The sequence below is a fragment of the Actinocorallia longicatena genome, from assembly GCF_039534125.1.
Taxonomy (GTDB): domain Bacteria; phylum Actinomycetota; class Actinomycetes; order Streptosporangiales; family Streptosporangiaceae; genus Actinocorallia; species Actinocorallia longicatena.
Window position 1 is genome coordinate 39,913 of the sequence record NZ_BAAAUV010000028.1, and the last position, 26,704, is coordinate 66,616.

Genomic DNA, 26,704 nt, shown 5'->3' on the forward strand with positions numbered 1-26,704 from the left:
CTTTCGCGCATGGCGATGGAAGCTGTTGCCCCTCAGGGTGAGAACACGGTGGAAGAGATCGACATCCACACCACCGCGGGAAAGATCGCGGATCTGGAGCGGCGCCGGCACGAGGCCGTTCACGCGGGTTCGGCGGCGGCCGTGGAGAAGCAGCACGCCAAGGGCAAGATGACCGCCCGGGAGCGGATCGACGCCCTTCTCGACGAGGGCTCGTTCGTCGAGTTCGACGAGTTCGCGCGGCACCGGTCGACGATGTTCGGGCTGGAGAAGAAGCGCCCCTACAGCGACGGCGTCGTCATCGGCTACGGCACGGTCGACGGCCGTCAGGTGTGCGTGTTCTCCCAGGACGTCATGGCCTTCGGCGGATCGCTGGGCGAGGTCTACGGCGAGAAGATCGTCAAGATGCTCGACCTGGCCCTGAAGACCGGCTGCCCGATCATCGGGATCAACGAGGGCGGCGGCGCGCGGATCCAGGAGGGCGTGGTCGCGCTCGGGCTCTACGCGGAGATCTTCAAGCGGAACGTGCACGCCTCCGGCGTCATCCCCCAGATCTCGCTGATCATGGGCGCTGCGGCCGGCGGGCACGTCTACTCCCCCGCGCTGACCGACTTCATCGTCATGGTCGACCAGACCTCGCACATGTTCATCACCGGCCCCGACGTGATCAAGACCGTCACGGGCGAGGAGGTGACGTTCGAGGAGCTCGGCGGCGCGCACACCCACAACGCCAAGTCGGGCGTCGCCCACTACATGGCCAGTGACGAGGGCGACGCGCTGGAGTACGTGAAGGCGCTGCTGTCCTACCTGCCCTCCAACAACATGTCCGAGGCGCCGGAGTTCGAGCCGGCCGCCGACCTCGACCTCGTCGAGGAGCTGGACACCCTCATCCCCGACTCGGCCAACCAGCCCTACGACATGCACACCGTGATCGAGGCGGTCCTGGACGACGGAGAGTTCCTCGAGGTCCAGCCGCTGTTCGCGCCGAACATCATCGTCGGTTACGGCCGGGTCGACGGCCGCAGCGTCGGCGTCGTGGCCAACCAGCCGATGCAGTTCGCGGGCTGCCTCGACATCGGCGCGTCGGAGAAGGCCGCGCGGTTCATCCGCACCTGCGACGCCTTCAACGTGCCCGTGCTGACCTTCGTGGACGTCCCCGGCTTCCTCCCGGGCACCGACCAGGAGTGGGACGGCATCATCCGGCGCGGCGCGAAGCTGCTCTACGCCTACGCCGAGGCGACCGTCCCGCTCGTCACGGTGATCACCCGCAAGGCCTACGGCGGCGCCTACGACGTCATGGGGTCCAAGCACCTCGGCGCGGACGTCAACCTGGCCTGGCCGACCGCCCAGATCGCCGTCATGGGCGCCCAGGGCGCGGTCAACATCCTCTACCGGCGCGAGCTGGCGGCCTCCGACGATCCCGACACCCGCAGGGCCGAACTCATCACCGAGTACGAGGACACGCTCGCCAACCCCTACATCGCGGCCGAGCGCGGCTACGTGGACGCCGTCATCCGGCCGTCCGAAACTCGTATTCAGGTCATCAAGGCGCTGCGGGCCCTCAAGGAAAAGCGCAAGACGCTGCCTCCCAAGAAGCACGGGAACATTCCCCTCTAAGGAGGAGCAATCATGAGCGAACGCCCCTTTCTGCAGGTCGTCAAAGGCGATGCCACCCCGGAGGAGATCGCGGCATTGATCGCCGTGATCTCCGCCCGGGCGGCGGCCGCCGCTCCCGCGCCCGAAAAGCGGGGATCTGCCTGGACCGACCGTTCCCGGCTGGCGCGGCGGCCCCTCCGGCACGGTCCCGGAGCCTGGCGCTCCAGCGCCCTTCCGGGCTGATCGGCGGCGGTCTCGGACCGCCCGGAACCCCACCCCCCAAATCTTCCAATCGCCGTGGACAAGTAGGCCCTGGGAAAGGCTCGGTACACATAAGGTGGGGTTCCCATGGCTACCTCGGAGTTCATACCGCAACCTGCCCGCTATGCCGTTTTCGTCGACGCGGGTTATCTTTACGCGGCATCCGGGGCATTGCTCCTGGACGCCGGTTCACGTCGCGAATACAGGGTCTTCGCGGAAAAGTTGATCAAGTCGCTGACGGCGCACGCCGACGCGCAGATCTCCGGCGAGCTGCTCCGGTTGTACTGGTTCGACGCGGCGCCGCGCAGGCAGCCGACCGTCGAGCAGCGCGTGATCGCCAACCTGCCGCTGGTGAAGCTCAGGCTGGGGAACCTGAACGCCCAGGGACAGCAGAAGGGCGTCGACGCCCAGCTCAGGGCCGATCTGGAGGCTCTCGCACGGCACCGGGCCATCACCGACGCGGTGCTGCTCGCGGGCGACGAGGACATGCTTCCGGCCGTCGAGGCGGCCCAGCGGTACGGCGTCCGGGTCCATCTGTGGGGCGTCGAGCCGACGCACGGATCGAACCAGGCCGAGTGGCTGGTCTGGGAGTCCGACACCGTCGAGGTGCTCCCCGCCGACTTCCTGCGGCCCTATTTCGCCAAGGCCGGGATGCTGTCGGTGCCGGCCAGCTCGCCGCCGCCGGTCGTCACGGTCAACGGGCCGAAGCCGCCGGTGCCCTCCCCCGCCCAGGTGTTCGCCGGGAAAGTGGCTCCGGTTCCCGTACCGAAGCCGGTCGCCCCGGTCATGAAGGCGCCGGTCCCGGTCGCGGCCACCGAGTCCAAGCTCGGGCCCGACCGCAACCAGATGCTCGAGGTCGGCGAGCACGTGGCGCAGAAGTGGGTCTTCGAGCGCGGCCGCGACAACATCCGCGACCTGCTGCCGGGACCGATCCTGCCGCCCGTCATCGACAAGGAGCTCCTCATCGACGCCGAGAAGGTCCTCGGCCGCTCGCTGCGCCCCTACCAGGAGGCCCGGACCTGGCTCCGGGACGGCTTCTGGGAGCGCGTCTACCGCGAGTTCGGCATCGGCATCGGGAAGTCCGACTAGCAGTAATCTTCCCGGCTGCGACACGGAGCGTGTTCGAACGGGTACATTCTGCGGCGTGAGGCACCCTCGGCGGCTACTGATCGCAGTGTCGGCGCTCGCCGTCGTCCTGACGGCGGGCTGTGAGACGGTGCCGTTCCGGACGGCGGACCACCGGAACACCGGCGTGATCGGGTTCGGGGCCGTCGCCCCCTACGTCACGGCGCGTCCGGGGGTCTCCGCGCCCGCCCCGGTCGCGGCGCCCGCACCCGAACCCGTTCCGGTGCCGGTGCCGGTGAAGCCGACGGTGAACCGGGTGAACGTCTATGCGGCCGCCCGGCTCAGCCCGGCCGTCCGCGGCCTGCCGGTGCGGCTGTTCGCCCCGCACGGCAGGGTCGTCGCGGTCCTCGACCCGGTCACGTCCCGGCAGATCGCCAAGGTCAGGACGCCGAAGCCGGTCCTGCGGGTGGTGCCGTCCTGGGACCTGAAGACGCTGTGGCTCACCGGGCCCGGGCTCCTCGCCCCGCTGAACCCGCGCAGCCTCAAGCCGGGGAGGAACCTCAGGCCCCGGGGAGCGTCCGCGCTCTACTTCACCCCCGACGGGCTGACCGCGCTGCTGTTCACCGGCCGCCGGCTGGAGTTCCGCGACCCGCACCGGCTCAAGGTCCGCTCGTCGATGAGGCTGCCGTGCCCGGCGACGGGCCCCGCCGACTTCTCCGCCGACGGCTCGTTCCTCGCGGTCGCCTGCGCCGGATCGCTGCTCCGCCTCGACTGGCTGACCGGCGAGGTCACCCACCGGGTGCCGCTGCACGGGAGGGCCGCCCAGGTCCTGCTGTCGCCCGACGGCTCCGCCTTCTTCCTGACCGGGCCCCGGGGGGTGCGGCGCTTCGACGCCGCCTCGCTCGCCGAGACCACGCCGCTGAGGACGTCCCATCCGGTCGAGTCGCTGGCCGTCACCCGGGACGGCGCCACCCTGTTCGCCAGCGGCAGGGCCCGCGTGACCGCCCTGGCCCTGCCCGCCGGCTCCCCGGCCAGGACCTGGCGGCTCCCCGCCCCCGCCACCCTCGACGCCCTGTCCCCGGCGACCCGCACCCTCTGGCTCCACTCCGCCAAGGCCCTCACGCCCTACGGCCCCACCGGCCGCCCCCTGAAGCCGCTGAAGATCGCCGCCACGACGCTCACCGTCTTCCCCCAGCCGGGCCGCTACAGCCTCGGCCGCACCTACCGTTAGGCGCCCCGTCAGGCGCCGCGGATGTAGAGGCGTTCGGGGGTGAGCTCGTCGATGAGGGCCTCGGTCTCGGGCTGGAGGAGGTCGAGGTCGGCGCGGCCGCGGAGTTCGTCGATGACGGACTGGACGGCGCGGCTGTCGCCGGAGGCGTCGGTGGCGCGGAGCAGGTCGCGCCAGAGGCCCTCGTCGTCGGGGGCCAGGCGGAGGCCGGAGCGGGCGGCGTCCACGGCGGCCTGGTGGTCGCGGTCGTCGAGCCGGATGACGGTGAGGCGGTGGGCGGCGTCGACCACGCGGGCGACCGTCTCGTACTCGACGGAGTCGGTGGCCAGCCAGGCGTAGCGGCCCTTGGGGCGGGGCGAGAGCAGCGGGCCCCGGACGAGCTCCAGGGCCGTCGAGAGGAAGGCCTGCTCGTTCTGCGGCTCGGCCGCCGAACGCCACACCAGGAAGCGGAACTCCTGCCAGTCGACGCTGACCTGGGAGCCCAGCCGGATTCTGCCGCGCTCGTCGCTGTAGAGGTTGGGACGGCCGCGGGAGTCGCGGCCCAGCCAGTCGGCGGCCATGGCGAGGGTCGCGTCACGGGCTCCCGCGGTGATGCCACGCGGCCAGATGGCGCCGGACAGGACCGTCGGGTGGACGCCGCCGGGGTGGGTCGCCAGATAGGCCAGGACCTCGGTGCAGATGTCACGGCGGGCGTCGTCGATGGGGCCGGGGGCCGTCACGCTGATCGGGCCGAGCAGCCGGACGTCGACCACGGGGGCCTCACCGGACGACTCGGGCTGCTCGGGCCTCGGCAGCGGGACGCCGTCCTGCTGGGCCGTGGTCGTGAACAGGCGGGCGACGGCCCGGTACTGGGGCTCGCTGATGCGCTGGGCGTCGACCTCGAAGCCGAGGACCCCCGCGGACAGCAGCCCCGACTCCTCGATGCGCCAGTGCCAGGTGGCGTCCTCGACGTGCCCGGCGACCAGGAAGCCCGCCGACAGCCTGCGGCCGGTGCGGGCGAGGGCGACCAGCCGCTGGGCGTCGGCCTTGGTGGGCTGGTCGGCCATGATCAGGTAGTGCGGCATCCAGGCCTCGCCGGAGACTCCGCGGCAGCGGCCGGTGAGGACCGAGTCGGTGCCGGCGGCGTCGAGGGCCTCCTTCACCTGGGCGGTGCGGGCCTCCAGCTCGGGGAGCGCGTCGGCGAGCGAGTCGTGGCAGTGGATGCGGGCGGGGGCGATCGCGGCGAGCTCGTCGCCGAAGCCCACGAGGGTCAGCCGCATGTGGTCCGACCAGGTGTTGGTGGCCAGCTCCACGGCGATCGCGGCGAGGGCCGCCTTGCGCTGCTCGGGATGGCCGTCCAGGGAGATGAGGCCGTGCGCGGCCTCCAGGTCGGCCAGGACCCGGCCGCCCTCGTCGGTGCCGAGCGAGATCAGGCCCGGGTAGGGGGCCAGGACGTCGGCGAAGTCGCGGGAACGGAGAGGTTCGAGGGCCGACGGGTTCAGCCGCCAGACCTGGCCGCCGTCGTGCGCCTCCCACGGGGCCGGCGGGTTCGGGTCGGCGGGAGCGATCCACAGGTCGAGGCTGTGGGCGCCGAGGTGGACGCCGTAGATGGTCGGCAGGGTCCGCTGCTGGGCGGCCAGGCCCTTGGACAGCAGCCGCAGGCCGAGATCGAGGGTCCGGACGGCCGCGGGGTCGGCGCCGATCCGCAGCGCCTGTTCGGCGGCGGCGGGCTCGCCCTCGGGACGGGCGATCATGCGGCCGTAGCCGCGGTTGACCATCTGGATCCGGCGGCGCCTGGCGAGCGCGGCCACGACCCCGGCGGCCAGCAGCGAGGTCGCGGCGAGCGCCTCCGGCCAGGGGAAGGACTCCTGCTGCGGGTTCTCCTTGGCCGGAGCCTGCTTCGCCGGGTCCTGCCGGGGAGAGGGGTAGTGCTCGCCGAGCGTCGAGGGCTGCTGCGACGGGCGCGGGGTGTCCGGCAGCGTCGGCTTGGGGGTGGCGCCGTTGCCCGGCGGCGGCACGACCGCGTCCGAGGGCGACGGCGACGCCGACGGCGTCTGGGACGGAGCGGGCGTCTGCGACGGCTTGGGGGTGTCCTGCTGCTTCGGCGTCTGCGACGGGCCGGGGGTGGCCGGGCCCATCGGCGGGATCGCGTCGCCCGAGTCGTGCGGCGCGGGCGTCTGCTGGGGCGCGGGCGTCTGCGACGGGGCGGGCTTGTCCGGAGTCGGCCTCTCCGGAGCCGGCTTGGTCGGGGCCGGGGTCTGCGAGGGCACCGGGTCGCTCATCGGCGGGATCGAGGAGTCGTAGTCCGGCGCGGGCGTCTGCTGGGGCGCCGGTGTCTGCGAGGGTGCCGGGGTCTGCGAGGGTGCGGGCGCCGGGGTCTGGGACGGGGCCGGGGTCTGCGACGGCGGCGGCGGGGTGTGCTGCTCGGACCGCGGCGGGGCCGGCTTGTCGGGGACGGCGTGGCCGTGGTGGAAGAAGTCCTGGAGGTCGGACTTGGGGATGACCTGGGTGTGCTCGGCGTCGGCCGGCATCTCCATGATCCAGCCGGGCCGGATCAGGCTGGCCTTGTGCAGGTGCGAGCCGTCGGGCTGGACGTGGTTCTTGTTGAGCTCGTAGATCTCCTTGTAGCGGCGGCCGTCGCCGAGGCACTTCTCGGCGATCTCCCACAGCGACTCGTGGTGGCGGCCGTGCGGAGGGTTCACCCGGTAGATCTTGGTGGTGGCGTTGTCCGCCGCGGCGTCGGCGTCGAGCCGTTCCGGCGAGGCCATCGTCTGCCCGTTGAGGTGGCCGCCGGCCATCGCGTTCAGCGGCTCGTAGACGGCGACGTTCGTGACCGGCGGCTGGTGGACCACGTGCGCCGCGAACGCGGGCATGATCGCGGTGGTGGCGGTGAACAGCAGCAGCACCGCGACGACCAGCTTGTGCACGACCGCCTGGGTCGCCCCGGCCAGCGGCACCCTGGCGGGCACCCCGATGCCGCGCACCCCGGCCTGGAGCTCGACGACCAGGCAGACGAGGAGCTGGAGCCAGGCCAGCCACACCAGCACCGTGATGACGTAGAGGACGCTGGTCGAGCTCATCTGCTCGGTGAAGGTGTCGAGCTTCGGGGCCTCGGACGGGATCGGCGATCCGGTGAAGGCCAGCAGCGCCGCCGGCACCCCGCCCACGAGGGCCAGCAGCGCGAGGAGCGAGAGGAGCCCCGCGAGCACGTCCGCCGCGCTCCGCCTGCGCGTCCTTACCGGCTGCCGTCGCTGCATCTGCTCAGAGCCCTTCTTGTGGATGGGCCGTCGCCGTCACGGTCATCGTAAACGGGGCGGGGTGGACCAGCGAGAGCAATGTGGGGTTGACCGTCTTCGTGACGGTCACCGACACCTCGTTCTCGCCCTCGCCCGCCCCGCACTGGCTGCCGCTGATCTCCGGATAGTTGCCGAGGAGCTCGTCCGCCGCGCCGCAGGCGGCGCCGTAGTCGGTGATGAGCGGCTCCCCCGTCTCCCGGAGGTGGTCGAGGTCGATCTCGTTGGCGCCCGCCCGCGCGGCCTGCTCGGCGATGTCGAAGGCCCGCTGACGGGCGTGGATGGCCAGGCCGCCGTCGATGAGGAGCCCGGCGAACAGCAGGACGGCCAGCGCGAAGATGACGGTGAACGAGCTGAAGGTCCCGCGGTCGCCGTCGCGGCGGGCCTCGCGCAGTGCATCTCGTCGGGTCTCGCGTCTCGTCCGGACGGTCATTCGGCGACCCCCTCGCAGGGTTCGCCGCCGCAGTCGATGCGGCGGTAGGTGTCGAGCGGGGCCGAGGCGGTGCCCTTGCGTTCGATGGTCCCCAGCCAGAGGAGGTCGACCTCGCAGGTGACCTCGACGGTGACGACGCCGCCGGGGACGAAGGCGCCCTCGCCGGAGGTGACCACGGCCTCGGGCCCGCCGACGCACTTGCTGGAGTCGTCGATCGAGTTCGCGACGGACTGCTCGGTGAAGGCCTCGGCGTCGCCGTAGCTGCGCGCGGTCGACGCCGCCCTGGCGCCGTCGCGGGCCGCCCCCTCGAGCTGGCTCTTCACGTCCACGACCTTTCCCACGATCACCAGGAGCAGGAAGAAGAAGACGAGGACGGGGCTCAGCAGCGCCAGTTCCAGCGCCATGTTCCCGTCGTCGCCGTTCTCCGCTCCGGCCCGTCTCATCCCTCCCCCTCCAGGCAGTCCCTGCCGGTTCCGCCCACGACGTCGTCGGGGCGGAAGCACTCGATCGGGCCGACCGAGGTCTTGCGGATGTGGAAGGTGATGCCGATCAGGCTGGGCGCGTCGCCCGTCACCGTCACACCGCGTTCGTACACTCCGTCGCCGGCGGCGGCCGTCTGGACGCCGTCCAGCAGGTTCGGCCCGAGGACGTCGATGGCCCGCTGGGCCGCGTCGGGGCCCTCGGCCCGCCACGCGTCGCTGTCCGGCGCGGCCTGGCGGGCCACCCGCGCTCCCTCCTGCGCGGCCGACAGCGCGACGTGCTGGGCGTGCCAGACCATCGCGAACTGGATGCAGCACAGGATGACGAGGATGAGGACGGGCGTCAGCAGGGCCCATTCGATGGCCGATGCTCCGCCGTCCCCTCCCCGCCGTGCTCTGGTTCCGCGGCCCGCGCCCTGGAGAACCACGGGTCAGGGGGCCACCGGGCCGCCGCCGACGTTGCCCGCGTCGCCGGTCTGGTCCGCCGCGTTGTCGGCCGCCGTGTCGATCGCCACCGAGATGACCGCGTACACCGCGCCCGCGATGACGGCCAGAAGGCCGGTGATGATCGCCCACTCGATGGCGGAGGCGCCGAGGCCGCGGTCGGCGTCCCTGGCCCTGTCGAGCCTGACGCCGAGCATCGCCCGGCTGTAGACGTACAGGTGGTAGTACATGGGGGTTCTCCTATGCCGTGTTCAGGACCTGCATCAACGAGGGGTAGATGAGGAAGATGAGGAACCCCAGGCAGAACGAGAGCTGCGCGATCAGCATCGTCTGGGAGTTCTGACCGGCCCGGCCCTCGATCTCGGAGATCTCGCGGCTGCGCATGGAGCCCGCGCGGGCGGCGAGCGACTGCCGGACCTTGGCCCCGTCGTCGGCGACGAGGGTCAGCGCGGCGGCCAGGTCGCCGAGCTCGACGATGTTGATCTCGTCGCCGAGCGCGCCGAGCGCCTGCCAGGGCGTCATGCCGGAGATCCGTGCGCTGGCCAGGGTGTCCCTGATCCTGCGCATCGGCCAGCTGTCGCCGATCTGGGACGCCGACATCAGCGCCTCGGGCACGCCGCGGCCTCCGGCGAGGTTCATCGCGACGAGGTCGAGGAACGCCCCGACGACGTGCCGGAAGTCCTCGCGGGCCTTGGCCGCCTCCTGCTTGAGCTGGAGGTCGGGGTAGAAGAAGAACAGGACGGCGAACGCGAGCCCCGCCCACAGCGGGACGTTCACCGAGATCCCGGCGAACGCCGCGACGGCCACCAGCAGCGGGATGAAGATCAGGGCGATGACGGGCGCCAGCACCTTGGTCGCCAGATAGGTCTCGTACTCCCGGCCGACGAGGGCGAGGTCGGCCCGGGTGGACCGCATCTGCCAGCCGCGCCGGTCGCAGAAGACCGCCACCGACTCGCCGAGGGACGTCCGGTAGCGGGAGGCCCGGCCCGCGGAGGCGTCGACGGCCTTGGGCGCCGCCCCGCGCTGCGAGGCGGTCTGCTTCACGAGGTCGTCGTAGCGGGCGATCCTGGAGCGCAGTCCCGGCCTGGGCGGGAACAGCGCCCGCAGCAGGACCAGGATGCCGAGCCCGCAGACCGCTCCCGCCAGCATCGCCTGGGTCATGGCGTCCCCTCCCCTGCCATCATGACCCCGGCGAGCCCGCTTTTTCCAGCGATCGGGCGGTTCATGACCCGACTCCGGCGTCCATGGCCGCGCGGCCGCGCAGCGGGGCGGCGGACTCCGGCTTGGCCTCCTCGGAGCCGAGCAGCCGCTGCGGGAGCTGGTACCTGGCGAGCTTGCGCAGCCAGAAGAACCCGCCCGCGTACAGCCCGACGACGCAGGCGAGGATGCCCTGGCCGATGAGGGAGTCGTAGGGCTCGACGTAGTCGCGGTTGAAGATGGCGAGGCCGAGCGCGACCGACACCGAGAAGCCGACGACGATCTGGACGCTCCGCCGGGTCTGCGCCCGGTAGGCGTTGACCCGGCGGCGCATGTCGAGTTCCTGGCGGGCCGAGGCGGCCAGGGCTCCGAGCATCTCGCGCAGGCCGGGGCCGCGCAGCCGGGCGTTCAGGATGAGCGCGGCGATGATCAGGTCGGCGGCGGGGTCGTCGAGGTCGTCGGCGAACCTCCGCAGCGCGTCGGGCATGGGGACGCGGGTGTGCAGCCGGTCGACCAGGGCGTTCAGTGGTCCCTGGAGGGCGGGCGAGGCCGCCCGCACCGAGGACGGGATGGCCTGCTCCAGGCCGACCGCCCCGGCGATCGTGTCGCGCAGCGACTCGGCCCAGGAGGCGAGGCCCTCGAGCCTGGCCATGCCCTTGCGCTCGTCGGCGGCGCCGCCGGACACGCTGTCCCAGCCGAGGACGAGCAGCGTCATGCCGACGGCCGCGACGACCCAGCGGGTGAGGATCAGCACCAGGACCCCGGCGATGATCGCCGTCCCGGTCTTGGTGGTGAGCTTCCTGATCATCTCCTCACGGCTCTGCTTGCGGGTCGGCCGGCCGGGCTTGGCGGGCAGGCCGCGCACGGCCATGAACAGCAGGATCAGCCCGATGGCCGTCACCCCGCCGAAGAGCAGGGCCACCAGGACATCGGCACCGAAGATCATGACCAGCCACCCCGGCTCGGGTCGTAGCCGTAGGGCGCGAGGTCGTCGAGGCAGGAGATCGGGGCGTGCGCCCTGGCGACCCCGTCGGGGCCCGGCGCGAACACCTCCGACGACAGGACCCGCCCGTCGACGCCCGTCACCTCCCGGACGCTCGACACGAACCGGCGCAGCCGCCCGCCCCGGCCGTAGTCGTTGCGCTTGGTGATGAACACGACGAAGTCGATCGCGCCGGAGATCAGCATGTGGGTGGCGTCGATGGGGAGGCGCTCCTGGGACTGGATCGCGTAGGTGGCGATCCTGTTGAACACCTCCATCGAGGAGTTGGCGTGGATGGTCGACAGGGAGCCGTCGTTGCCCTGGGTCATCGCGTTGAGCATGGTGACGATCTCGTCGCCCAGCACCTCACCGACGATGACGCGGCTGGGGTTCATGCGCAGCGACCTGCGCACCAGCTCGGCCATCGAGATCGCGCCGTTGCCCTCGGAGTTCGGCAGCCGCTGCTCGAACGCCACGACGTTGGGGTGCAGGTCGGGGAAGTGCTCCAACCCGAGTTCCAGGGCCCGCTCGACCGTGATGAGACGCTCGGCCGCCGGGATCTCGTTGGCGACGGCCCGCAGCAGGGTCGTCTTGCCCGCGTTGGTCGCGCCGGAGATCATGATGTTCTTGCGGGCCAGTACGGCCGCGCGGAAGAAGGTGCCGAGCTCGGGCGAGACGGTGCCGTTGCCCACGAGGTCGGCCAGGAAGACCTTGCCGAGGCGCGAGCGGCGGATCGACAGCGCGGGCCGCATCGTCACGTCCATGACGGCCGAGAGCCGGGAGCCGTCGGGCAGGCGCAGGTCGAGCTGGGGGTTGGCGGTGTCGAACGGGCGCGACGACAGGCCCGAGTAGGCGGCGAGGATCTGGATGAGCTCGACGAGCTCCTCGTCGGACTCGGCGACGGGCTCGCCGAGGACCTCGCGGCCGTCGGCGTAGGACAGGAACACCCGGTCGCAGCCGTTGATGTCGATGTTCTCGATCTCGAGGTCCTCCAGCAGGGGCTGGAGGCGTCCGACGCCGAACAGGGCGGCGTGGATGCCCGCGGCGTAGGCCTCCTCCTCGTCCGGGGTCGGCGGGCGGCGCCCGTAGCCGATCTCGGAGCGGGCGTGCTCCTCGAGCACCTGGGAGATGAGGGCGCGCGCGAACTGCCGCTCGTCCTCCGACGACATCGGCGTCAGGCCGGACGCGGCGTCCAGGCGGCGCTGGGTGGCGAGGCGGTCGCCGACCTCCTGGCGGAGCCGCTTGACGATCCCGTGGTCCATCTATCGCCCCCTCGGCGGCTCGCCGAGCACCTGCTGGGGCCCGGTGTGCGGTCCTGACGGCGGGACGGCGTGCCCGCTCCCCTGCGGGGCCTGGCCGCGCGAGCCGATGGGCGGCGCGCCCTGGGCGGGCCGCTGGACGGGCTGCGGCCCGGTCTGGGCGCGGGGCGGCGGAGCGGAGGTGACGGTCGGGTGCCGGGGCGGCCCCGCCGGGACGTTCCGCGACTCCAGGACGGGCCGCCGCAGCAGGTTCACGGCGAGTTCCCTGGCCGAGCGGATCAGCAGCGACTTGTCGAGCCGCCCGCCCCAGGGCCCGCGCAGCATGTGGGCGCCCTTGGGGTCGAAGGCCAGACCGCCGAGGACGGTCGCGGGCAGCTTCGCCGCGACGATGATGCGCTCGACCTCGGAGATCGCGTCACGGAATCCGCGGGGATCGGCGATCACGATCACTCCGAGATGGGCGCGCTGCTTGGGCAGGTCGGCCGACAGCGCGGCGATGCGTTCGCGCAGATGGGCGACGTGGTCGACGGAGGCGTGGGTGACCAGGACGACCATGTCGGCCTCGCGGAGCAGGTCGACGAGGGCGGTGTGCGGTCCGAGGCGCCCGCAGTCGGCGATGACGTCGACGCCGGGCAGGATCGCGAACGACCGGCCCAGCGGGTTCCACAGCCAGGTCATCCCGGCGGCCTGCTCGGCGTTGGTCAGCCCGACCAGGACGTCGAGGCCGCCGTTGAGCCGCTGGGTGTGCGGGGCGATCTGCTCGGGGCGCAGCCCGCGCCGGGCCGAGGTGGCCAGCGACAGCAGCCCCTTGCCCGGGTCGAGCAGGCCCTGCTCGCCGGGGAGCCGGTGGACGAGGTCGCCGCCCGCGAGGTCGCATTCGGCGACCAAAACGGGACGGGGCCAGACCGCGCCGAGGGCGACGGCGGCGGTGGTGACGCCGGGGGCGCCCTTGTCGGCCGCCAGTGCGATCAGTGCCACCCGGTCACCCGCCCGTCTTGGGAACGGTGCCCTTGACCGGCGGCGGGATCGGCACCGTCACCCCCGGCGGCACCAGCACCATCACGATGTTGCCGGAGGAGGCGGCCTGGGTGATCGCGGCGGCCTCCTGGGGCACGACGGCCACCGAGAACCGGGTGTCGCCGTTGCCTCCGGTGCGGCCGGTCTGGACGCCGATCTGCTGGACGAGGGCGGTCGTGGTCAGCAGGACGCCCGGTTTGGCGACGGCCGCGTCGGTCCTGGCGCCGACCGCGTACAGCGCGACCGTCGAGCCGAGCCTGATCGTCTGCGGCGGGTACTGCGAGGTCTTGAGGGCGAGGCCGACGAGCACCCGGCCCTTCAGGGTGTCCTTGGCCTCGGTCACCATGGCCGGGGTGAGGAGCGTGTCGGGCACCAGGCCGACCGCGGCGTAACGGCCCGCGACCTGGTTCTTCTGCGCCCACGGCACATAGGAGATGCCGGTCTTTCCGATCGTCACTTCGCGGAGGGCGCTCTCGGGAATGAGCTCTCCCGCGCCGATCGATTCGACCACCTCGATGGCCGCGACGCGTTCACCGCTCGCTATGACGAGATATCCGCTGACCAGGGCCCCGCCGAGAATGAGCAGGACGGCGAGCGCCGCCAGGGCCGGCTTGCGCTCGCGCGGCGCCACGGGCAGGCGCTGGGCCGCCAGGCCGGTGCCCAGCCCATGGGCGCCGGCACTGTTGGAACTGGCGGTGGGCTGACTGGTCCTCATGTTCGCTGTCAACTCCGGGGGGTATCCGAGCACTCCGCAGACGGCCGGAACGACCATGCTGGCGTCCTTGACAAGACCACGTCAATGGATTCCAGTACCTGACACTTTCCCGTGACCAGCTGTAGAAAATTAACCCCATTGATCACATTTAGCACGCCCCACTGGCTACTCTGGCCACATACGGTCCGACCTGCGCGACAACCATTCAGCCGTTGCGGCACTATCCACTGTTCCCTTTCAATAAACCTGTAGGGAACGACGGATTTCTGCTTTTCTTCTCACTGTGCTGACAGGCCTCTGACCGCAGGATCGGCTCCAGCCAGGATGATCGGCCGAGGGTGTGCCGCCCGTCCGGGCTCCGGCTCCGGCTTCTCCTCCGCCCGCGACGTGCGGGCCCTAGGGTGGGTGGCGTCTTCTCCCCCGGAAGTCGGAGCGGTGCGTGCGGATCTCCCTGACGGCAATGACGAGTGGTGGACCGCGGGATGTGGTCGTCGAGGGTGACGACGACATGACGGTGTCCTCGGTGGCACGGAGCCTTTCGGGGCTCGGGCCCGGGGGGAACGTGGTGCGGGTCGCGCTCTACAGCGACGGGCGGATGCTCGATCCGTCGGGGCGGGCGGGCCGGGCCCTCAGGGACGGCGCGCTGGTCGCGCTGGACGCCGAGTTCGCGCCCGCGACCGTCCAGGCGGAGCCGGACGGGCTGTTCGAGGTGCGGGTGGCCGGCGGCCCCTCGGCCGGTGCCGTGCACCGGCTCGGGCCGGGGAAGGCGCGGCCGGTGCCGGGCGTGACGGTCACCGTCGCGCGGGACGGCGTCTCGGTCGCGGCCGAGCGGGGCAGGATGGACGGCGAGCGGTTCGAGGGCGAGCGGTCCTGGGCCGAGGGCGAGATCCTCGGCTCGGGCGACGACGTGCTCGTCCTGGCGCCCGTCACCGCGCCCGACACCCATCTCGAGGCCGGGACCCGGGCCTTCAACCGGCCGCCGCGGATCGCGCCGGAGCGGCGGGCCAGGAAGCTGACGGTCCCCGCGCTGCCGGAGAAGCAGCACAAGGAGCGGCTGCGGCTGATCGGGGCGCTGCTGTTCTCGGCGTTCGGCCTGGTCATGGCGTTCGTGCTCCAGCAGTGGTACTGGGCGCTGTTCGCGCTGGCCTGGCCGCTGATGATGATCGGCGAGTGGATCGGCGACCGGATGTACGGCCGCAAGTCCTACAAGAAGGCCTACAAGGACTACCAGGTGAAGTCCGCGTTCTTCGCGCGCGACCTGGAGGAGCTGCGCCGCCTGGACGAGCTGGACCGGCGGGCCGCCTCGCCCGACCCGGCCGAGGTGCTGCTCACCGCGACCGGCCCCCGGCGGCGGCTGTGGGAGCGGCGCCTGGACGACGCCGACGCCCTCGACCTGCGGGTCGGGCTCGCCGACCTGCCCGCGGCGATCGAGCTGGACGGCGCCGCAGACGACATCCTCGAGGCACTGGAACGGGCGTCGCTGAAGCGGCGTCCGGTGGCGCGGACCGTCCCGGTGACGCTGCCGCTGCGCGAGCTGGGCGTGGTCGGCCTGACCGGGCCCCGGGCGAGGTCGCGGGCGCTGGCGCGCTGGCTGGTCGGCCAGGCCGCGACGCTGCACAGCCCCCGCGATCTGATGATCATCGTGCTGTCGGCGGCGGACGACGCGGCCGAGCAGTGGAACTGGGTCCGGTGGCTGCCGCACTGCGCCCCCCGCGACGGCGAGGAGTGCGTGACGCTCGTCGGCGGCGACCAGTCCACCGCGGTCGCGCGGGTCACCGAGCTCGCCATCAAGATCACCGAACGGAAGCGGGCGGCCCAGGCCGGGTTCGGGCAGGCGAAGGCGCCCACGATCCCCTACAACGTGCTGCTCGTCCTGGACGGCGCCCGGACGCTCCGCCGCGTCCCCGGCATGCCCCAGGTGCTCAAGCACGGCCCCGGCGTCGGAATCCACGCCCTCTGCCTGGACGACGAGGAGCGGCTGCTGCCCGAGGAGTGCACGGTCGTCGCCTCCTGGCAGGACGAGCGGATCACGCTGCGCGGCCACGGCCTGGAGAAGCTCGGCCCCGTCCTCGCCGACCAGACCGCTCCCGCCTGGTCGGAGCGGGTGGCACGGGCCCTCGCCCCGGTCAGGGACGTCTCGCGGGAGGAGGGCGGGCAGGAGCTTCCGGCGGCCGTCCGGCTCCTGGACGTGCTCGGGATGCCCGATCCGTCGGCGGCGCACGTCCTGGACTCCTGGAAGCGCGGCGGGAGCACCTCGGTACCCGTCGGGATCGGCACCAGCGGCATCTTCACCCTCGACCTGGCCGCCGACGGGCCGCACGGGCTCGTCGCCGGGACGACCGGCGCGGGCAAGTCCGAGCTCCTCCAGACCCTGATCGCCTCGCTGGCCGTCCGGAACCGCCCGGACGAGATGACCTTCGTCCTCATCGACTACAAGGGGGGCGCGGCGTTCAAGGACTGCGCCGCCCTCCCCCACACCGTCGGCATGGTCACCGACCTCGACGGCCATCTCACCGAGCGGGCGCTGGAGTCCCTGGCCGCCGAGCTGCGCCGCCGTGAGCAGGTGCTGGCGGGGGTCGGGGCCAAGGACCTCGACGACTACCGGCGGGTCGCCTCCCGGCCGCTGCCCCGGCTGGTCCTGGTCATCGACGAGTTCGCGACGATGGCGGCCGAGCTGCCGGGCTTCGTGGACGGGCTGGTCGACATCGGGCGGCGCGGACGGTCGCTGGGCGTCCACCTGATCCTGGCCACGCAGCGCCCCGCCGGGGTGGTGACGGCCGAGATCCGGGCCAACACCAACCTGCGGATCGCGTTGCGGGTGACCGACACCGAGGACTCCTCGGACGTCCTCGACTCACCGGAGGCGGCGAAGATCCCCAGGTCGGCTCCCGGCCGGTGCTTCGTGCGGTCGGGATCGTCGTCGCTGACGGCCGTGCAGACCGCGCGGATCGGGGGGCGGCGGGGCGCGACCGCCCGGCCGACCGTCGCCCGGACGCTGGGCTGGGCCGACCTGGCGCGGCCGCTGCCCGTCCCGGCCGAGAGCGACGACGAGCGGGTCACCGATCTGAGCGTGCTGGTGCGGGCCGTCGCCGAGGCGGCCCGCAAGGCCGGGATCGCGGCGCAGCCCAGCCCGTGGCTGTCGCCGCTGCCCGACGCCGTCGTGCTCTCCCCCCGGACGGCCGCGGGCGGTTCCGTGGTGGCCGTCCCGCCGATCGAGTTCGGGATCACCGACCTCCCGGCCGGGCAGTCGCGCGCCGCCCTCACCCTCGACCTGGACCGCGACGGCCATCTCTACCTGTGCGGCTCGGCCCAGTCCGGCCGGACGACGGCGCTGCGGTCGCTGGCCGGGGCGATGGCCTCGGCCTGCACCCCCTACGACGTCCATCTGTACGCCATCGACTGCGGCGGCAACGCCCTGACCGCGCTCGCGGCGCTCCCGCACTGCGGCGCCGTCGTCACCCGCGACCAGTACGACCGGATCGAGCGCCTGCTCACGGCCCTGTCGGCGGAGGTCTCGCGGCGCCAGCAGCTCCTGTCGGCCGCCGGGTTCGCGACCCTCGCCGAGCAGCGCGCCACGGTCTCCCCCGGTGAGCGCCTGCCCTGGATGCTCCTGCTGCTGGACCGCTGGGAGGGCTTCACCGCGGCGTTCGAGCACTACGACTACGGGCGGCTGCTGAACTCGCTGATCCGCCTCCTCCAGGAGGGGTCCGCGGTCGGGCTGCGGGCGGTGTTCACCGGCGACCGCACGGGCCTGACCGGGCAGGTCGCGACGGTCTTCGACCGGCGGCTGATCCTGCGCATGGCCGACCCGTCCGACTACGGCTACGCGGGCATCCCGGACTCCCAGATCCCCGCGCACGTCCCGCCGGGCCGGGCGCTGCGGGTCGCGCCGAACGCGCCGCTGGAGGAGTCGCAGATCGGGCTGCTCGGCCAGGATCCGTCCGGGCCCGCCCAGGTCGCGGCGCTGACCGCGCTGGCCGCCGCCGGCACCGCCCGCTACGGGAAGGTCACCCCCGGGCCGCTCCGGGTGGACGAGCTCCCCGCCCTGATCACGGCGGAGGAGGCGCTGGCGCTGGCGCCGGGGTTCCGGCCGCCGTCACCGCTGTGGGCGCTGGTCGGGGCCGGGGGCGACACCCTCGGGCCGCAGGGCGTGGACCTGCTCGCCGACGGGCCCGCCTTCATGATCGGCGGTCCGCCGCGCTCCGGCCGTTCCACGGTGCTGGAGACGATGACCCGGACCCTGCTCGACCGAGGCGTCCCGGTGCTGATCGTCACACCGCGCCGGTCGCCGCTGCGCGAGCTGAAGGGCGTGCCGGGCGTGCTGGGCGTCCTGGACGCCACCGCCGACCCCGACGCCCTCGAGGCACTGACGGCCGACGAGCACCGCTTCGCCGTGGTCATCGACGACGCCGAACTCCTCGACGACACCGACCTGGCCGACCCGATCCAGGCCCTCCTGCGCTCCGCCCGCGACGCCGAGCACGCCATCGTCCTTGCGGGCACCACCGAGGACCTGACCCGCGGCTACCGCGGCTTCCTCGCCGACGCCCGCAAGACCCGCACCGGCCTCCTCCTCGGCATCGCCTCCCCCGACGACGGCGAGCTCTTCGGCCTCCGCCTCCCCCGCAACGCCACCTACACCGGCCCCCAGGGCCGCGCCCTCCTCATCCTCGGCGGCACCCCCCAGCCCGTCCAGGCGGCGCTGCCCCCGACACCGCCGGAGGACTAGCCACCGAAGACGGCGGGTCAGCGGGTGGCGGCCTCGATGTTCTGCTGGGAGCGGCGGACGTCGGCGCCGCCCTCGTCGAGGGCGACGGCCATCTTGTCGAAGGCGGCCTTGGCCTCGGACCAGGCGGCGCGGAAGCGGTCGGCGCCGGGACCCCACCAGATCTCGGTCGAGCCGACGGTGCGGCCGTTCAGGTCCTTGATGAGGGCGTCGAGATTCTTGCTGTGCTTGTTGAAGAGGCGAGCGAGCTCTTCCATCTGCGCGATGTTGCCGCCGCGACGGTCCGCACCCATGGCCGGTGTCCTTCCGAAGGGGATCAGACGTACCTCCGACCAGCACACACCACAGGGGGCTCCGGGTGCGTGGCCGTATCCGGACAGGCTTCCGTGGGCAGGCCCTCTACCTGGGCAGGTGTCCGGAATAAGGAGCCGGTTACAGGGACCGGTGCACCGGTTCTCTAGACTCCCGTCCACAAGGTCGGAAGTGATTTTCAGGGACGGAGACATGACGTTGCGGAAAGTCTTGATCGCCAACCGGGGTGAGATCGCGGTGCGGATCGCGCGTGCGTGCCGGGACGCGGGCCTGGGCAGCGTCGCGGTCTACTCCGAGCAGGACCTCGACGCCCTGCATGTCAGGGTCTCCGACGAGGCGTACGCGCTCGGCGGCCAGACCGCCGCCGAGTCCTACCTCAGCGTCGAGAAGCTGCTGAAGATCGCCGAGGAGGCCGGGGCCGACGCCGTGCACCCCGGATACGGCTTCCTGGCCGAGAACGCCGACTTCGCCCAGGCCGTCCTGGACGCCGGGCTGATCTGGATCGGCCCGCCGCCCGCCGCGATCACCGCGCTGGGCGACAAGGTGCAGGCCAGGCACATCGCGCAGAAGGTCGGGGCGCCGCTGGTCGCCGGGACCGCCGACCCGGTCTCCGGGTCCGACGAGGTCGTGGAGTTCGCCAAGGCCAACGGCCTGCCGATCGCGATCAAGGCGGCGTTCGGCGGCGGCGGGCGCGGCCTCAAGGTCGCCCGCACCCTCGAAGAGGTCCCCGAGCTGTACGACTCGGCCGTCCGCGAGGCGATCGGGGCGTTCGGGCGCGGCGAGTGCTTCGTCGAGCGGTACCTCGACAAGCCCCGGCACGTCGAGACCCAGTGCCTGGCCGACTCCCACGGCAACGTCGTGGTCGTCTCCACCCGTGACTGCTCGCTCCAGCGCCGGCACCAGAAGCTCGTCGAGGAGGCGCCCGCGCCGTTCCTGAGCGACGAGCAGATGGAGCTGCTGTACACCTCGTCCAAGGCGATCCTGCGCGAGGCCGGGTACGTCGGCGCCGGGACGTGTGAGTTCCTGGTCGGCCAGGACGGCACGATCTCCTTCCTGGAGGTCAACACCCGCCTCCAGGTCGAGCACCCCGTCACCGAGGAGGTCACGGGAATCGACCTGGTCCGCGAGATGTTCCGGATCGCCGACGGCGAGGAGCTCGGCTACGGCGACCCGGTCACCCGCGGCCACTCCATCGAGTTCCGGATCAACGCCGAGGACGGCGGCCGGGGCTTCCTGCCCGCCCCCGGCACGATCACCTCGATGGTCGCCCCGACCGGTCCCGGCGTCCGCCTCGACTCCGGCTACGTGGCCGGGCAGACCGTCCCGCAGTCGTTCGACTCGCTGGTCGCCAAGCTGATCGTCACCGGGGCCACCCGCAAGCAGGCCATCGAGCGTTCGCGCCGGGCGCTGGCGGAGTTCGTCATCGACGGCATGCCGACCGTGATCCCCTTCCACCAGGACGTGCTGAACCAGCCCGCCTACACCGACGAGCCGTTCTCCGTCCACACCCGGTGGATCGAGACCGAGTACGACAACACCCTCGAGCCCTACGCGGCGGCGACCGGCGTCGCCGAGGCGGAGGAGCGTCAGACGGTCGTGGTCGAGGTCGGTGGCAAGCGCCTGGAGGTCGTCCTCCCGGCCGGGCTCGGCGCGGGCGCGGCCCCGGCGGCGTCCGGCAAGGCGGCCCCCAAGCGCGGCGGCGGCAAGAAGGGCGGCGCGAAGGCCGCCAGCGGCGACTCCCTGGTGAGCCCCATGCAGGGCACCATCGTCAAGATCCTCGTCGAGGACGGCGCCACCGTGGCCGCGGGCGACACCATCGTCGTCCTCGAGGCCATGAAGATGGAACAGCCCCTCACCGCCCACAAGTCCGGCACCATCACCGGCCTGTCCGCCGAGGTCGGCCAGACCGTCACCAGCGGCGCGGCCATCTGCGACATCAAGGACTGACCTGCCGCTTCTCACGGCCCCTCCGGGCCGTGAGGGGCAGGCTGGGGAGTCTTTACGTTTGGTTGGCGTCGTGGCGCGCAGACTGGTCGGTATGAGATCGCTGCGGGTGCTGGTGGTGCTTTTGGGCGTTCTGCTCGTCGGAGCGGTGCCGGGGGCTGCGCTGGCCGCGCCCCCGGATCCCGTGGCGGTGGCGTCGGCGTTGCGGGCCGACCGGCTCTACCTGGCACCGGGGCAGACGCAGCTCGACGCCGCGGGAGCCGCCCGGGTGCGGGCGGCGCTGAAGGACGCCGAGACGCCCGTCTACGTGGTGGTCACCGAGGCGATCGACGACGGGGCCACGCGGGCTTCGCTGCTGCGGAGCATCGGCAACAACGTCGGCAGCCTCGGGGTCTACGGGCTGATGAGCGGCAACCACTTCGAGGCCGCCGCGACCAGCCGGGTCGGGCTGAAGCCCGGGGAGGCGGGGCAGCTCGCCGCCCAGTCGGCCCAGACCCACAAGGGGGATCCGGCCGGGCTGCTGGTCGATTTCGCCCATGACGTCGACGTCGCGGCGGGCAAGAAGTCCTCGACGTCCAGCCAGGTCTTCACCTACGTGCTGCTCGGCCTGGTCGTCTTCGCCGGGCTCGGCCTGTTCCTGTACTTCCGGAACAAGAAGAAGCAGGCCGCCCTGGCGCAGGCCCGGCAGGTCGCGGAGCTGAGGTCCGGGGTCGAGGAGGACGTCACGCTGCTCGGCGAGGACATCGCCCGGCTCGACCTGGACGTCGCCGATCCGAAGCTCGATCCGGTGGTCCGCGAGAACTACACCAAGGCCCTCGACTCCTACGACCGGGCCAAGACGGCCTCCGAGCGGATCCGGCAGCCGCAGGACGTCCAGGCGGTGACCGAGGCGCTGGAGGACGGCCGGTACGAGATGACGGCCGTCCGGGCGATGCTGTCGGGACTGCCGGCCCCCGAACGGCGGGCGCCGTGCTTCTTCAATCCGCAGCACGGGCCGTCCGTCCGGGACGTCCAGTGGGCTCCGGCGGGCGGGGCGCCGCGCGAGGTCCCGGCCTGCGCGGCGGACGCCGAGCGGGTCGAGCGCGGCGAGGATCCCGAGGCCAGGATGGTCGACGTGGGCGGCTACCAGCGGCCCTACTGGGACGCCGGGCCCGCCTGGGCGCCCTACGCGGGCGGCTACTACGCCGGATACGGCGGCTTCGGGATGCTCAACACCATCCTCATCGGGACGGCCATCGGCGGCATGTTCGGCGGGCCCTTCGGTTACGGCGGCTCCTACGGCGGTGGCGGCTACGGCGGTGGCGGCTACGACCAGGGGGACGGCGGCATGGGCGGCGACTTCGGCGGCGGCATGGGCGGGGACTTCGGGGGCGGCGGCTTCGGCGGCGGAGGCGATTTCGGGGGCGGCGGGGACTTCGGCGGCGGCGATTTCTAGGGATTCCCCGGCGAGGGGTTGCAGAGTTAGTTATTAGCCACTAACTTAAGACCCATGACGAGGATGAGTGCGGAGGAGCGGCGCGAGAGCGTCATCCTCGCCGCGATGAGCGAGTTCGCTCGTGGGGGGTACCAGGGGACCTCCACCGAGGCGATCGCCAAGCGCGTCGGGGTCTCCCAGCCGTACCTCTTCCGGCTGTTCCCCAACAAACGAGCGATCTTCCTCGCCGCCTGCCTGCGGTGCATGGAGGCGACCAAGAGCACCTTCGTCGAGGCGGCGAAGGACCTGCCCGTCGACGAGCGGCACCACGCGATGGCGACCTCCTACCTGGAGAGGATCGTCAACACCGAGCTGCTGATGATGCAGATGCAGATGCACGTCGCGGTCTTCGTCGCCAAGGAGAACGGCGACGCGGAGTTCGGCGCGATCCTGCGCCGCGCCTGGACCGACCTGTACGACACCTGCCGTGAGCTGCTCGGCTTCGACAACAAGGCGACGACCGACTTCTTCTCCTGCGGCATGCTGATCAACGTCATGACGGCACTCGACTACCCCGAGGACGATCCCCTCTGGGGCTGCATCGAGCTGCCGACCGGCGAGAAGCACTAGACATCCGGCGGGAAGGCCCGTGCCTTCCGACATCCTCCAAAGTTAGTGACCGATCACTTAGGAGCAATGGCATGCGCACCCCCCGCAGCACCCTGATCTGGGCGCTGATCATCACCAGCGTGGCCGGTTTCATGGCCTCCCTCGACAATCTCGTCGTCACGACGGCGCTTCCGTCCATCCGCACCGACCTGGGCGGGGGGCTCGAGGACCTCGAGTGGACCGTCAGCGCCTACACCCTGACCTTCGCGGTCCTGCTGATGTTCGGCGCCGCGCTCGGCGACCGGTTCGGCCGCCGCCGGATGTTCATCGCCGGGCTCGCCGGCTTCACCGCCTCCTCCGCGCTGGCCGCCCTCGCGCCCAGCCTGGAGATGCTCATCGCGGCCCGGGCCCTCCAGGGCGTCGGTGCGGCGATCATGATGCCGCTGACCCTGACGCTGCTCACCGCGGCGACCCCGCCGAACAAGCGCGGCATGGTCTTCGGCATCTGGGGCGCGGTCAACGGCCTGGCCGTCGCGACCGGCCCGCTCATCGGCGGCGGGCTCACCGAGCACATCTCCTGGCACTGGATCTTCTGGCTGAACGTCCCGCTCGGCCTGGCCCTGCTGCCGCTGGCCCGGATCAAGCTCGACGAGTCCAGGGGCTCGAACTCGCGCCTCGACCTCCCCGGCACCCTGCTCGCCAGCTCCGGCCTGTTCGGCATCGTCTACGGCCTGGTCCGCGGCAACGCCGACGGCTGGACCAGCCCGTGGGTCCTCACCGGCCTGATCCTCGGCACCGCTCTGGTCGCCGCGTTCGTCGCCTGGGAGATCCGCCTCGCCGCCACCCCCGGCGGCCAGCCGATGCTGCCGATGCGCCTGTTCCGTAACCGCGCCTTCGCGATGATCAACGCCGCGTCACTGCTGATGTTCCTCGGGATGTTCGGGTCGATCTTCCTGCTCAGCCAGTTCCTGCAGACCGTCCTGGGCTACTCGCCGACCGAGGCGGGCCTGCGGATGCTGCCCTGGACGGGCATGCCGATGATCGTCGCCCCGATCGCCGGGATCGTCTCCGACAAGATCGGCGGCCGTCCGGTCGTGGCGCTGGGCCTGGCCCTCCAGGCGATCGGCCTCGGCTGGTTCGCGCTGATCGCCTCGCCCGACATGTCGTACGCCATCCAGCTTCCGTCGCTGATCATCAGCGGGACGGGCATGGCGATGTACTTCGCGCCGTCCGCCAACCTGGTGATGGGCAGCGTCAAGGCCAGTGAGCAGGGCATCGCCTCGGGCGCCAACAACGCCCTCCGCGAGCTGGGCGGGGCGCTGGGCGTCGCGATCCTCGCCGCGGTCTTCGCCTCGAACGGCGGTTACGCCGGCGGCCAGGACTACGTCGACGGCCTCGTCCCGGCCCTGTGGTTCGGCGCCGGAACCGTCGCCCTCGGCTCCCTCGCCGCCTTCCTCATCCCCCGCACCCGCAGGGCCTCGGCCGAGACCCCGGACCGGGAACTGGTCACGGCGGCCTGAGCGCCGCCCGGCGGACCGGGAGCGGCCTCCTTCGGGGGTGGGCCGCTCCCTTCCGCCGTGTGCGGCCCCCCCCACCTGGGTGATCGCCACCATAATGAGAGCCCTCCGACGAGAGGCCTTCCATGAGCGACGTCGCCCGCTACACCGTCGACGGCGTCGAGGTCGCCTTCGAGTTCGACCCTCCCCCCGGCTTCCGCCCCGCCGCCGCCAGAGGAATCGCGATCTCCCGCGTCCAGGAGGCCGTCCAGCCCGCCGTCTCCGCCGCGATGACCGTCCTGGAACAGGTCCGCAAGGCCTCCCCCGACGAGGTGGAAGTGAAGTTCGGCGTCAAGGTCAGCGGCGACGCCGACTGGCTCGTGGCCAAGGCCGCCACCGAAGCCAACTTCGAGATCAAACTCGTCTGGCGCTCCGCCGACGATCTCCAGCCTCCCGAAGAGGAAGCCCAGGAACCCGGCCCCGAGCCCCAGCCGGGCGAATGACGGCGCCCCGATGACCGGGGTTCCGCCGTTCGGAGTGCTGCTGGAACGGCTGCTCACCCATCGGCGCCTCGCCCCGGGCGGGCTGGCGCGCTCGGCCGGGGTGCCGGAGTCCTCGCTCCGGGCGGTCCTCGGCGGGCGGGCACCCGAAGCGCCGCTGCTGGAACCGCTCGCCGCCGCGTTCGGCCTGCACGCGGCCGACCTGTTCGTGATCGCCGGCGTCCCGGTGCCGGGCGCCCCGGCCCCGGCGGAGCCCTCGACGGGACGGTTCCTGGAAGACCTGGTCTCCGACGGCGTCTGCCTCCCCGCCGAGCTCCGGGCCGGGAGGCGGCCGCACCCGCGCCGCGATGCGGCACACCATCCCGGACGAACACGTCGACCGCCTGTTCTACCGAATGCGCCGCCAAGACGGTCCCTGAAGCGGCCCGCCGGCTGAAAGGCTCACCTCGCCACATGCGCGGAGCATCCGCTGGAGCGGTCCGACGGTGGCGGGCAGGGCGATGAATCCGGGCTGCGTCAGGAGGTCGTGTGCCAGCCGGACGCGGCGGGAGTGCCGTGGTGGTCCTGGGTCTGGCAGGGTCCGACGCGGGATGCTCCCGGTGAGCTGGAACCGTTGCGTCCGGCGGCCGATCTGGAATGGGCGGCCGAGCGCGTCACTCGGGTGCCGGCGAGGCCGGAGGGTCCGTGACGGCCTAGGTCCCGGTGGTGCCTGTGCGGAGGCGAGCGGCGAAAGCGGACAGGCCGGGGCGGGTGAACTCCAGGATCGGACCGGACGGATTCTTGCTGTCACGGACGCCCACGACGCCGCGAGGTCCGGCGGCCAGCTCGACGCACTGCCCGTAGTCGTTGTCGCTATGACTGCTCTTACGCCATGTCGCGCGGGAAAAGTCGCTCACAAAGACTCCCGGATCTCCTTGATCAGGCGCGTGGTGTCCGTGGCGGGGAGGCTCGCGCTCCGAATGTGGTCAAATGCCTCCACCAGTAGTGTCACCTTAGCCGGATCTCTAATGAACTGGCCTGTTCCACGGACCGGGCCGTCCACGTAGGCGACGACCTCGTTTTCGGGAAGCGTCAACAGAGTGAAACCCGCCAGCAGGCCCGGGTAGTCAACAGCCTCAGCCGGAACGGCGTGAATCCTGATGGTCGGCCTTCGCGAGAGGTCCTCAAGCTTCTCCAGCTGGACCCTGAACGCTTTCGGACCTCCGATGGGACGCCGGAGCGCCTGTTCGTCGATCACGAGCAACACTTCCGGTGGGACGTCGCGTTCCAGTGGCTTCTGGCGCTCCAGCCGATGGGCGAGCATGTCATCTGACTCAGCGCCCCGATGGGCCGTCATGAGCCGGTGGCGAGCATAGTCGTCGGTCTGGAACAGGCCGGTGATCAGTGAGTGCTCGTAGATGTCAATGCGCAGCGCGACTTCCTCGCCTTCGGCCAAACTGCGGGCGGCGCCGGGGACGCGTTCCTTGCGGACGAGGAGGGCGTGTTCCTGGAAGTACGCCGTGTCGAAGGCTTCGTCGAGGAGTTCGCCGGTGCGGTCGTTGGGGGGTGTCTTGCCGTGTTCCAGGCGCGAGACGACGTCACCGCTGAGGGCTATGCGCCTGCCGAGGTCGGCGAGGGTCCAGCCGCGCTGCTCCCGGAGGGTTCGGATCTTCCAGCCGTAGTGGGCGGCGAGGGAGGTGGTCGGGTCGAGGGGCTTGGGCGGGCGTCCCATGGGGGCTCCTGGGGTTTTCGCAGTGGGCCGCGCACGGCAAAACTCTC

Annotated in this window: 24 protein-coding genes; 11 read left to right on the forward strand and 13 right to left on the reverse strand. The window is 72.0% G+C overall.

Annotated elements, in window-relative coordinates; all coding sequences use genetic code 11:
* Positions 1–9 precede the first annotated feature (9 nt).
* The 4 genes from ABD785_RS34495 to ABD785_RS34510 all read left to right on the forward strand — a co-directional run bounded on the left by ABD785_RS34495 (position 10) and on the right by ABD785_RS34510 (position 4,150).
* Positions 10–1,614, forward strand: coding sequence for an acyl-CoA carboxylase subunit beta (locus ABD785_RS34495; RefSeq protein WP_425547861.1), 1,605 nt, complete (start codon positions 10–12; stop codon positions 1,612–1,614).
* Between the two features lie 12 nt (positions 1,615–1,626).
* The gene (locus ABD785_RS34500) at positions 1,627–1,836 is read left to right on the forward strand and encodes an acyl-CoA carboxylase subunit epsilon (RefSeq protein WP_344836955.1); all 210 of its coding nucleotides are present in this window, start codon (positions 1,627–1,629) and stop codon (positions 1,834–1,836) included.
* A 105-nt stretch (positions 1,837–1,941) separates the two neighbouring features.
* Positions 1,942–2,943, forward strand: a complete 1,002-nt coding sequence (locus ABD785_RS34505; RefSeq protein WP_344836957.1) for an NYN domain-containing protein — start codon at positions 1,942–1,944, stop codon at positions 2,941–2,943.
* 55 nt (positions 2,944–2,998) lie between these two features.
* Positions 2,999–4,150 carry a WD40 repeat domain-containing protein gene (locus ABD785_RS34510; protein WP_344836959.1) on the forward strand — a complete coding sequence of 384 codons (1,152 nt, stop codon included), beginning with the start codon at positions 2,999–3,001 and terminating at the stop codon, positions 4,148–4,150.
* 8 nt (positions 4,151–4,158) lie between these two features.
* On the opposite strand, the gene ABD785_RS34515 is transcribed toward ABD785_RS34510, so the two are convergent.
* The 10 genes from ABD785_RS34515 to ABD785_RS34560 all read right to left on the reverse strand — a co-directional run bounded on the left by ABD785_RS34515 (position 4,159) and on the right by ABD785_RS34560 (position 13,945).
* Complete coding sequence (locus tag ABD785_RS34515; RefSeq protein ID WP_344836962.1) at positions 4,159–7,383, reverse strand: hypothetical protein; 3,225 nt, start codon at positions 7,381–7,383, stop codon at positions 4,159–4,161.
* Between the two features lie 4 nt (positions 7,384–7,387).
* Positions 7,388–7,852 (reverse strand): Tad domain-containing protein, encoded by a 465-nt coding sequence (locus tag ABD785_RS34520; RefSeq protein ID WP_344836964.1) that lies wholly within the window; start codon positions 7,850–7,852, stop codon positions 7,388–7,390.
* Positions 7,849–8,295, reverse strand: a complete 447-nt coding sequence (locus ABD785_RS34525) for a TadE/TadG family type IV pilus assembly protein (protein WP_344836966.1) — start codon at positions 8,293–8,295, stop codon at positions 7,849–7,851. Before ABD785_RS34525 ends, ABD785_RS34520 begins: the two co-directional genes overlap by 4 nt.
* Positions 8,292–8,759 carry a TadE family protein gene (locus ABD785_RS34530; RefSeq protein ID WP_344836967.1) on the reverse strand — a complete coding sequence of 156 codons (468 nt, stop codon included), beginning with the start codon at positions 8,757–8,759 and terminating at the stop codon, positions 8,292–8,294. The genes ABD785_RS34525 and ABD785_RS34530 overlap by 4 nt, the downstream gene beginning before the upstream one ends.
* A 3-nt stretch (positions 8,760–8,762) precedes the next feature.
* A complete protein-coding gene (locus tag ABD785_RS34535; protein WP_344836969.1) occupies positions 8,763–9,005 on the reverse strand; it encodes a hypothetical protein in 243 nt (80 codons plus the stop codon).
* Between the two features lie 10 nt (positions 9,006–9,015).
* Positions 9,016–9,936: a type II secretion system F family protein gene (locus ABD785_RS34540; protein ID WP_344836971.1), complete on the reverse strand. Its 921-nt coding sequence runs from the start codon at positions 9,934–9,936 to the stop codon at positions 9,016–9,018.
* A gap of 61 nt (positions 9,937–9,997) precedes the next feature.
* Complete coding sequence (locus tag ABD785_RS34545; protein WP_344836973.1) at positions 9,998–10,918, reverse strand: type II secretion system F family protein; 921 nt, start codon at positions 10,916–10,918, stop codon at positions 9,998–10,000.
* Positions 10,915–12,216, reverse strand: a complete 1,302-nt coding sequence (locus tag ABD785_RS34550) for a TadA family conjugal transfer-associated ATPase (protein ID WP_344836975.1) — start codon at positions 12,214–12,216, stop codon at positions 10,915–10,917. The genes ABD785_RS34545 and ABD785_RS34550 overlap by 4 nt, the downstream gene beginning before the upstream one ends.
* On the reverse strand, positions 12,217–13,191 hold the full coding sequence (locus tag ABD785_RS34555; RefSeq protein ID WP_344836978.1) for a MinD/ParA family ATP-binding protein: 975 nt from the start codon (positions 13,189–13,191) through the stop codon (positions 12,217–12,219).
* A 4-nt stretch (positions 13,192–13,195) separates the two neighbouring features.
* Entirely contained in the window at positions 13,196–13,945 is a 750-nt protein-coding gene (locus ABD785_RS34560; RefSeq protein ID WP_344836980.1) for a hypothetical protein, read from the reverse strand.
* Between the two features lie 460 nt (positions 13,946–14,405).
* Here ABD785_RS34560 and ABD785_RS34565 point away from each other — a divergent pair, with 460 nt between their 5' ends.
* Entirely contained in the window at positions 14,406–18,674 is a 4,269-nt protein-coding gene (locus ABD785_RS34565; RefSeq protein WP_344836982.1) for an FtsK/SpoIIIE domain-containing protein, read from the forward strand.
* Positions 18,675–18,691: 17 nt separating this feature from the next.
* On the opposite strand, the gene ABD785_RS34570 is transcribed toward ABD785_RS34565, so the two are convergent.
* Positions 18,692–18,964 (reverse strand): WXG100 family type VII secretion target, encoded by a 273-nt coding sequence (locus tag ABD785_RS34570; RefSeq protein WP_344836984.1) that lies wholly within the window; start codon positions 18,962–18,964, stop codon positions 18,692–18,694.
* 217 nt (positions 18,965–19,181) lie between these two features.
* Between ABD785_RS34570 and ABD785_RS34575 the strand changes: the two genes are divergently transcribed.
* From ABD785_RS34575 to ABD785_RS34600, 6 genes are all read left to right on the forward strand, one after another.
* Positions 19,182–20,930, forward strand: coding sequence for an acetyl/propionyl/methylcrotonyl-CoA carboxylase subunit alpha (locus ABD785_RS34575; protein WP_344837063.1), 1,749 nt, complete (start codon positions 19,182–19,184; stop codon positions 20,928–20,930).
* 91 nt (positions 20,931–21,021) lie between these two features.
* Positions 21,022–22,362, forward strand: a complete 1,341-nt coding sequence (locus tag ABD785_RS34580) for an LPXTG cell wall anchor domain-containing protein (RefSeq protein ID WP_344836986.1) — start codon at positions 21,022–21,024, stop codon at positions 22,360–22,362.
* Between the two features lie 54 nt (positions 22,363–22,416).
* Positions 22,417–22,971, forward strand: coding sequence for a TetR/AcrR family transcriptional regulator (locus tag ABD785_RS34585; RefSeq protein ID WP_344836989.1), 555 nt, complete (start codon positions 22,417–22,419; stop codon positions 22,969–22,971).
* A 71-nt stretch (positions 22,972–23,042) separates the two neighbouring features.
* Positions 23,043–24,470, forward strand: a complete 1,428-nt coding sequence (locus ABD785_RS34590; RefSeq protein ID WP_344836991.1) for a DHA2 family efflux MFS transporter permease subunit — start codon at positions 23,043–23,045, stop codon at positions 24,468–24,470.
* A gap of 122 nt (positions 24,471–24,592) precedes the next feature.
* A complete protein-coding gene (locus tag ABD785_RS34595) occupies positions 24,593–24,949 on the forward strand; it encodes a CU044_2847 family protein (RefSeq protein ID WP_344836994.1) in 357 nt (118 codons plus the stop codon).
* Between the two features lie 10 nt (positions 24,950–24,959).
* Complete coding sequence (locus ABD785_RS34600) at positions 24,960–25,382, forward strand: hypothetical protein (RefSeq protein ID WP_344836996.1); 423 nt, start codon at positions 24,960–24,962, stop codon at positions 25,380–25,382.
* Between the two features lie 256 nt (positions 25,383–25,638).
* On the opposite strand, the gene ABD785_RS34605 is transcribed toward ABD785_RS34600, so the two are convergent.
* Together ABD785_RS34605 and ABD785_RS34610 are read right to left on the reverse strand one after the other, a co-directional pair.
* The gene (locus ABD785_RS34605; protein WP_344836998.1) at positions 25,639–25,842 is read right to left on the reverse strand and encodes a DUF397 domain-containing protein; all 204 of its coding nucleotides are present in this window, start codon (positions 25,840–25,842) and stop codon (positions 25,639–25,641) included.
* Entirely contained in the window at positions 25,839–26,657 is an 819-nt protein-coding gene (locus ABD785_RS34610; protein WP_344837001.1) for a helix-turn-helix domain-containing protein, read from the reverse strand. Before ABD785_RS34610 ends, ABD785_RS34605 begins: the two co-directional genes overlap by 4 nt.
* Positions 26,658–26,704: the final 47 nt, after the last annotated feature.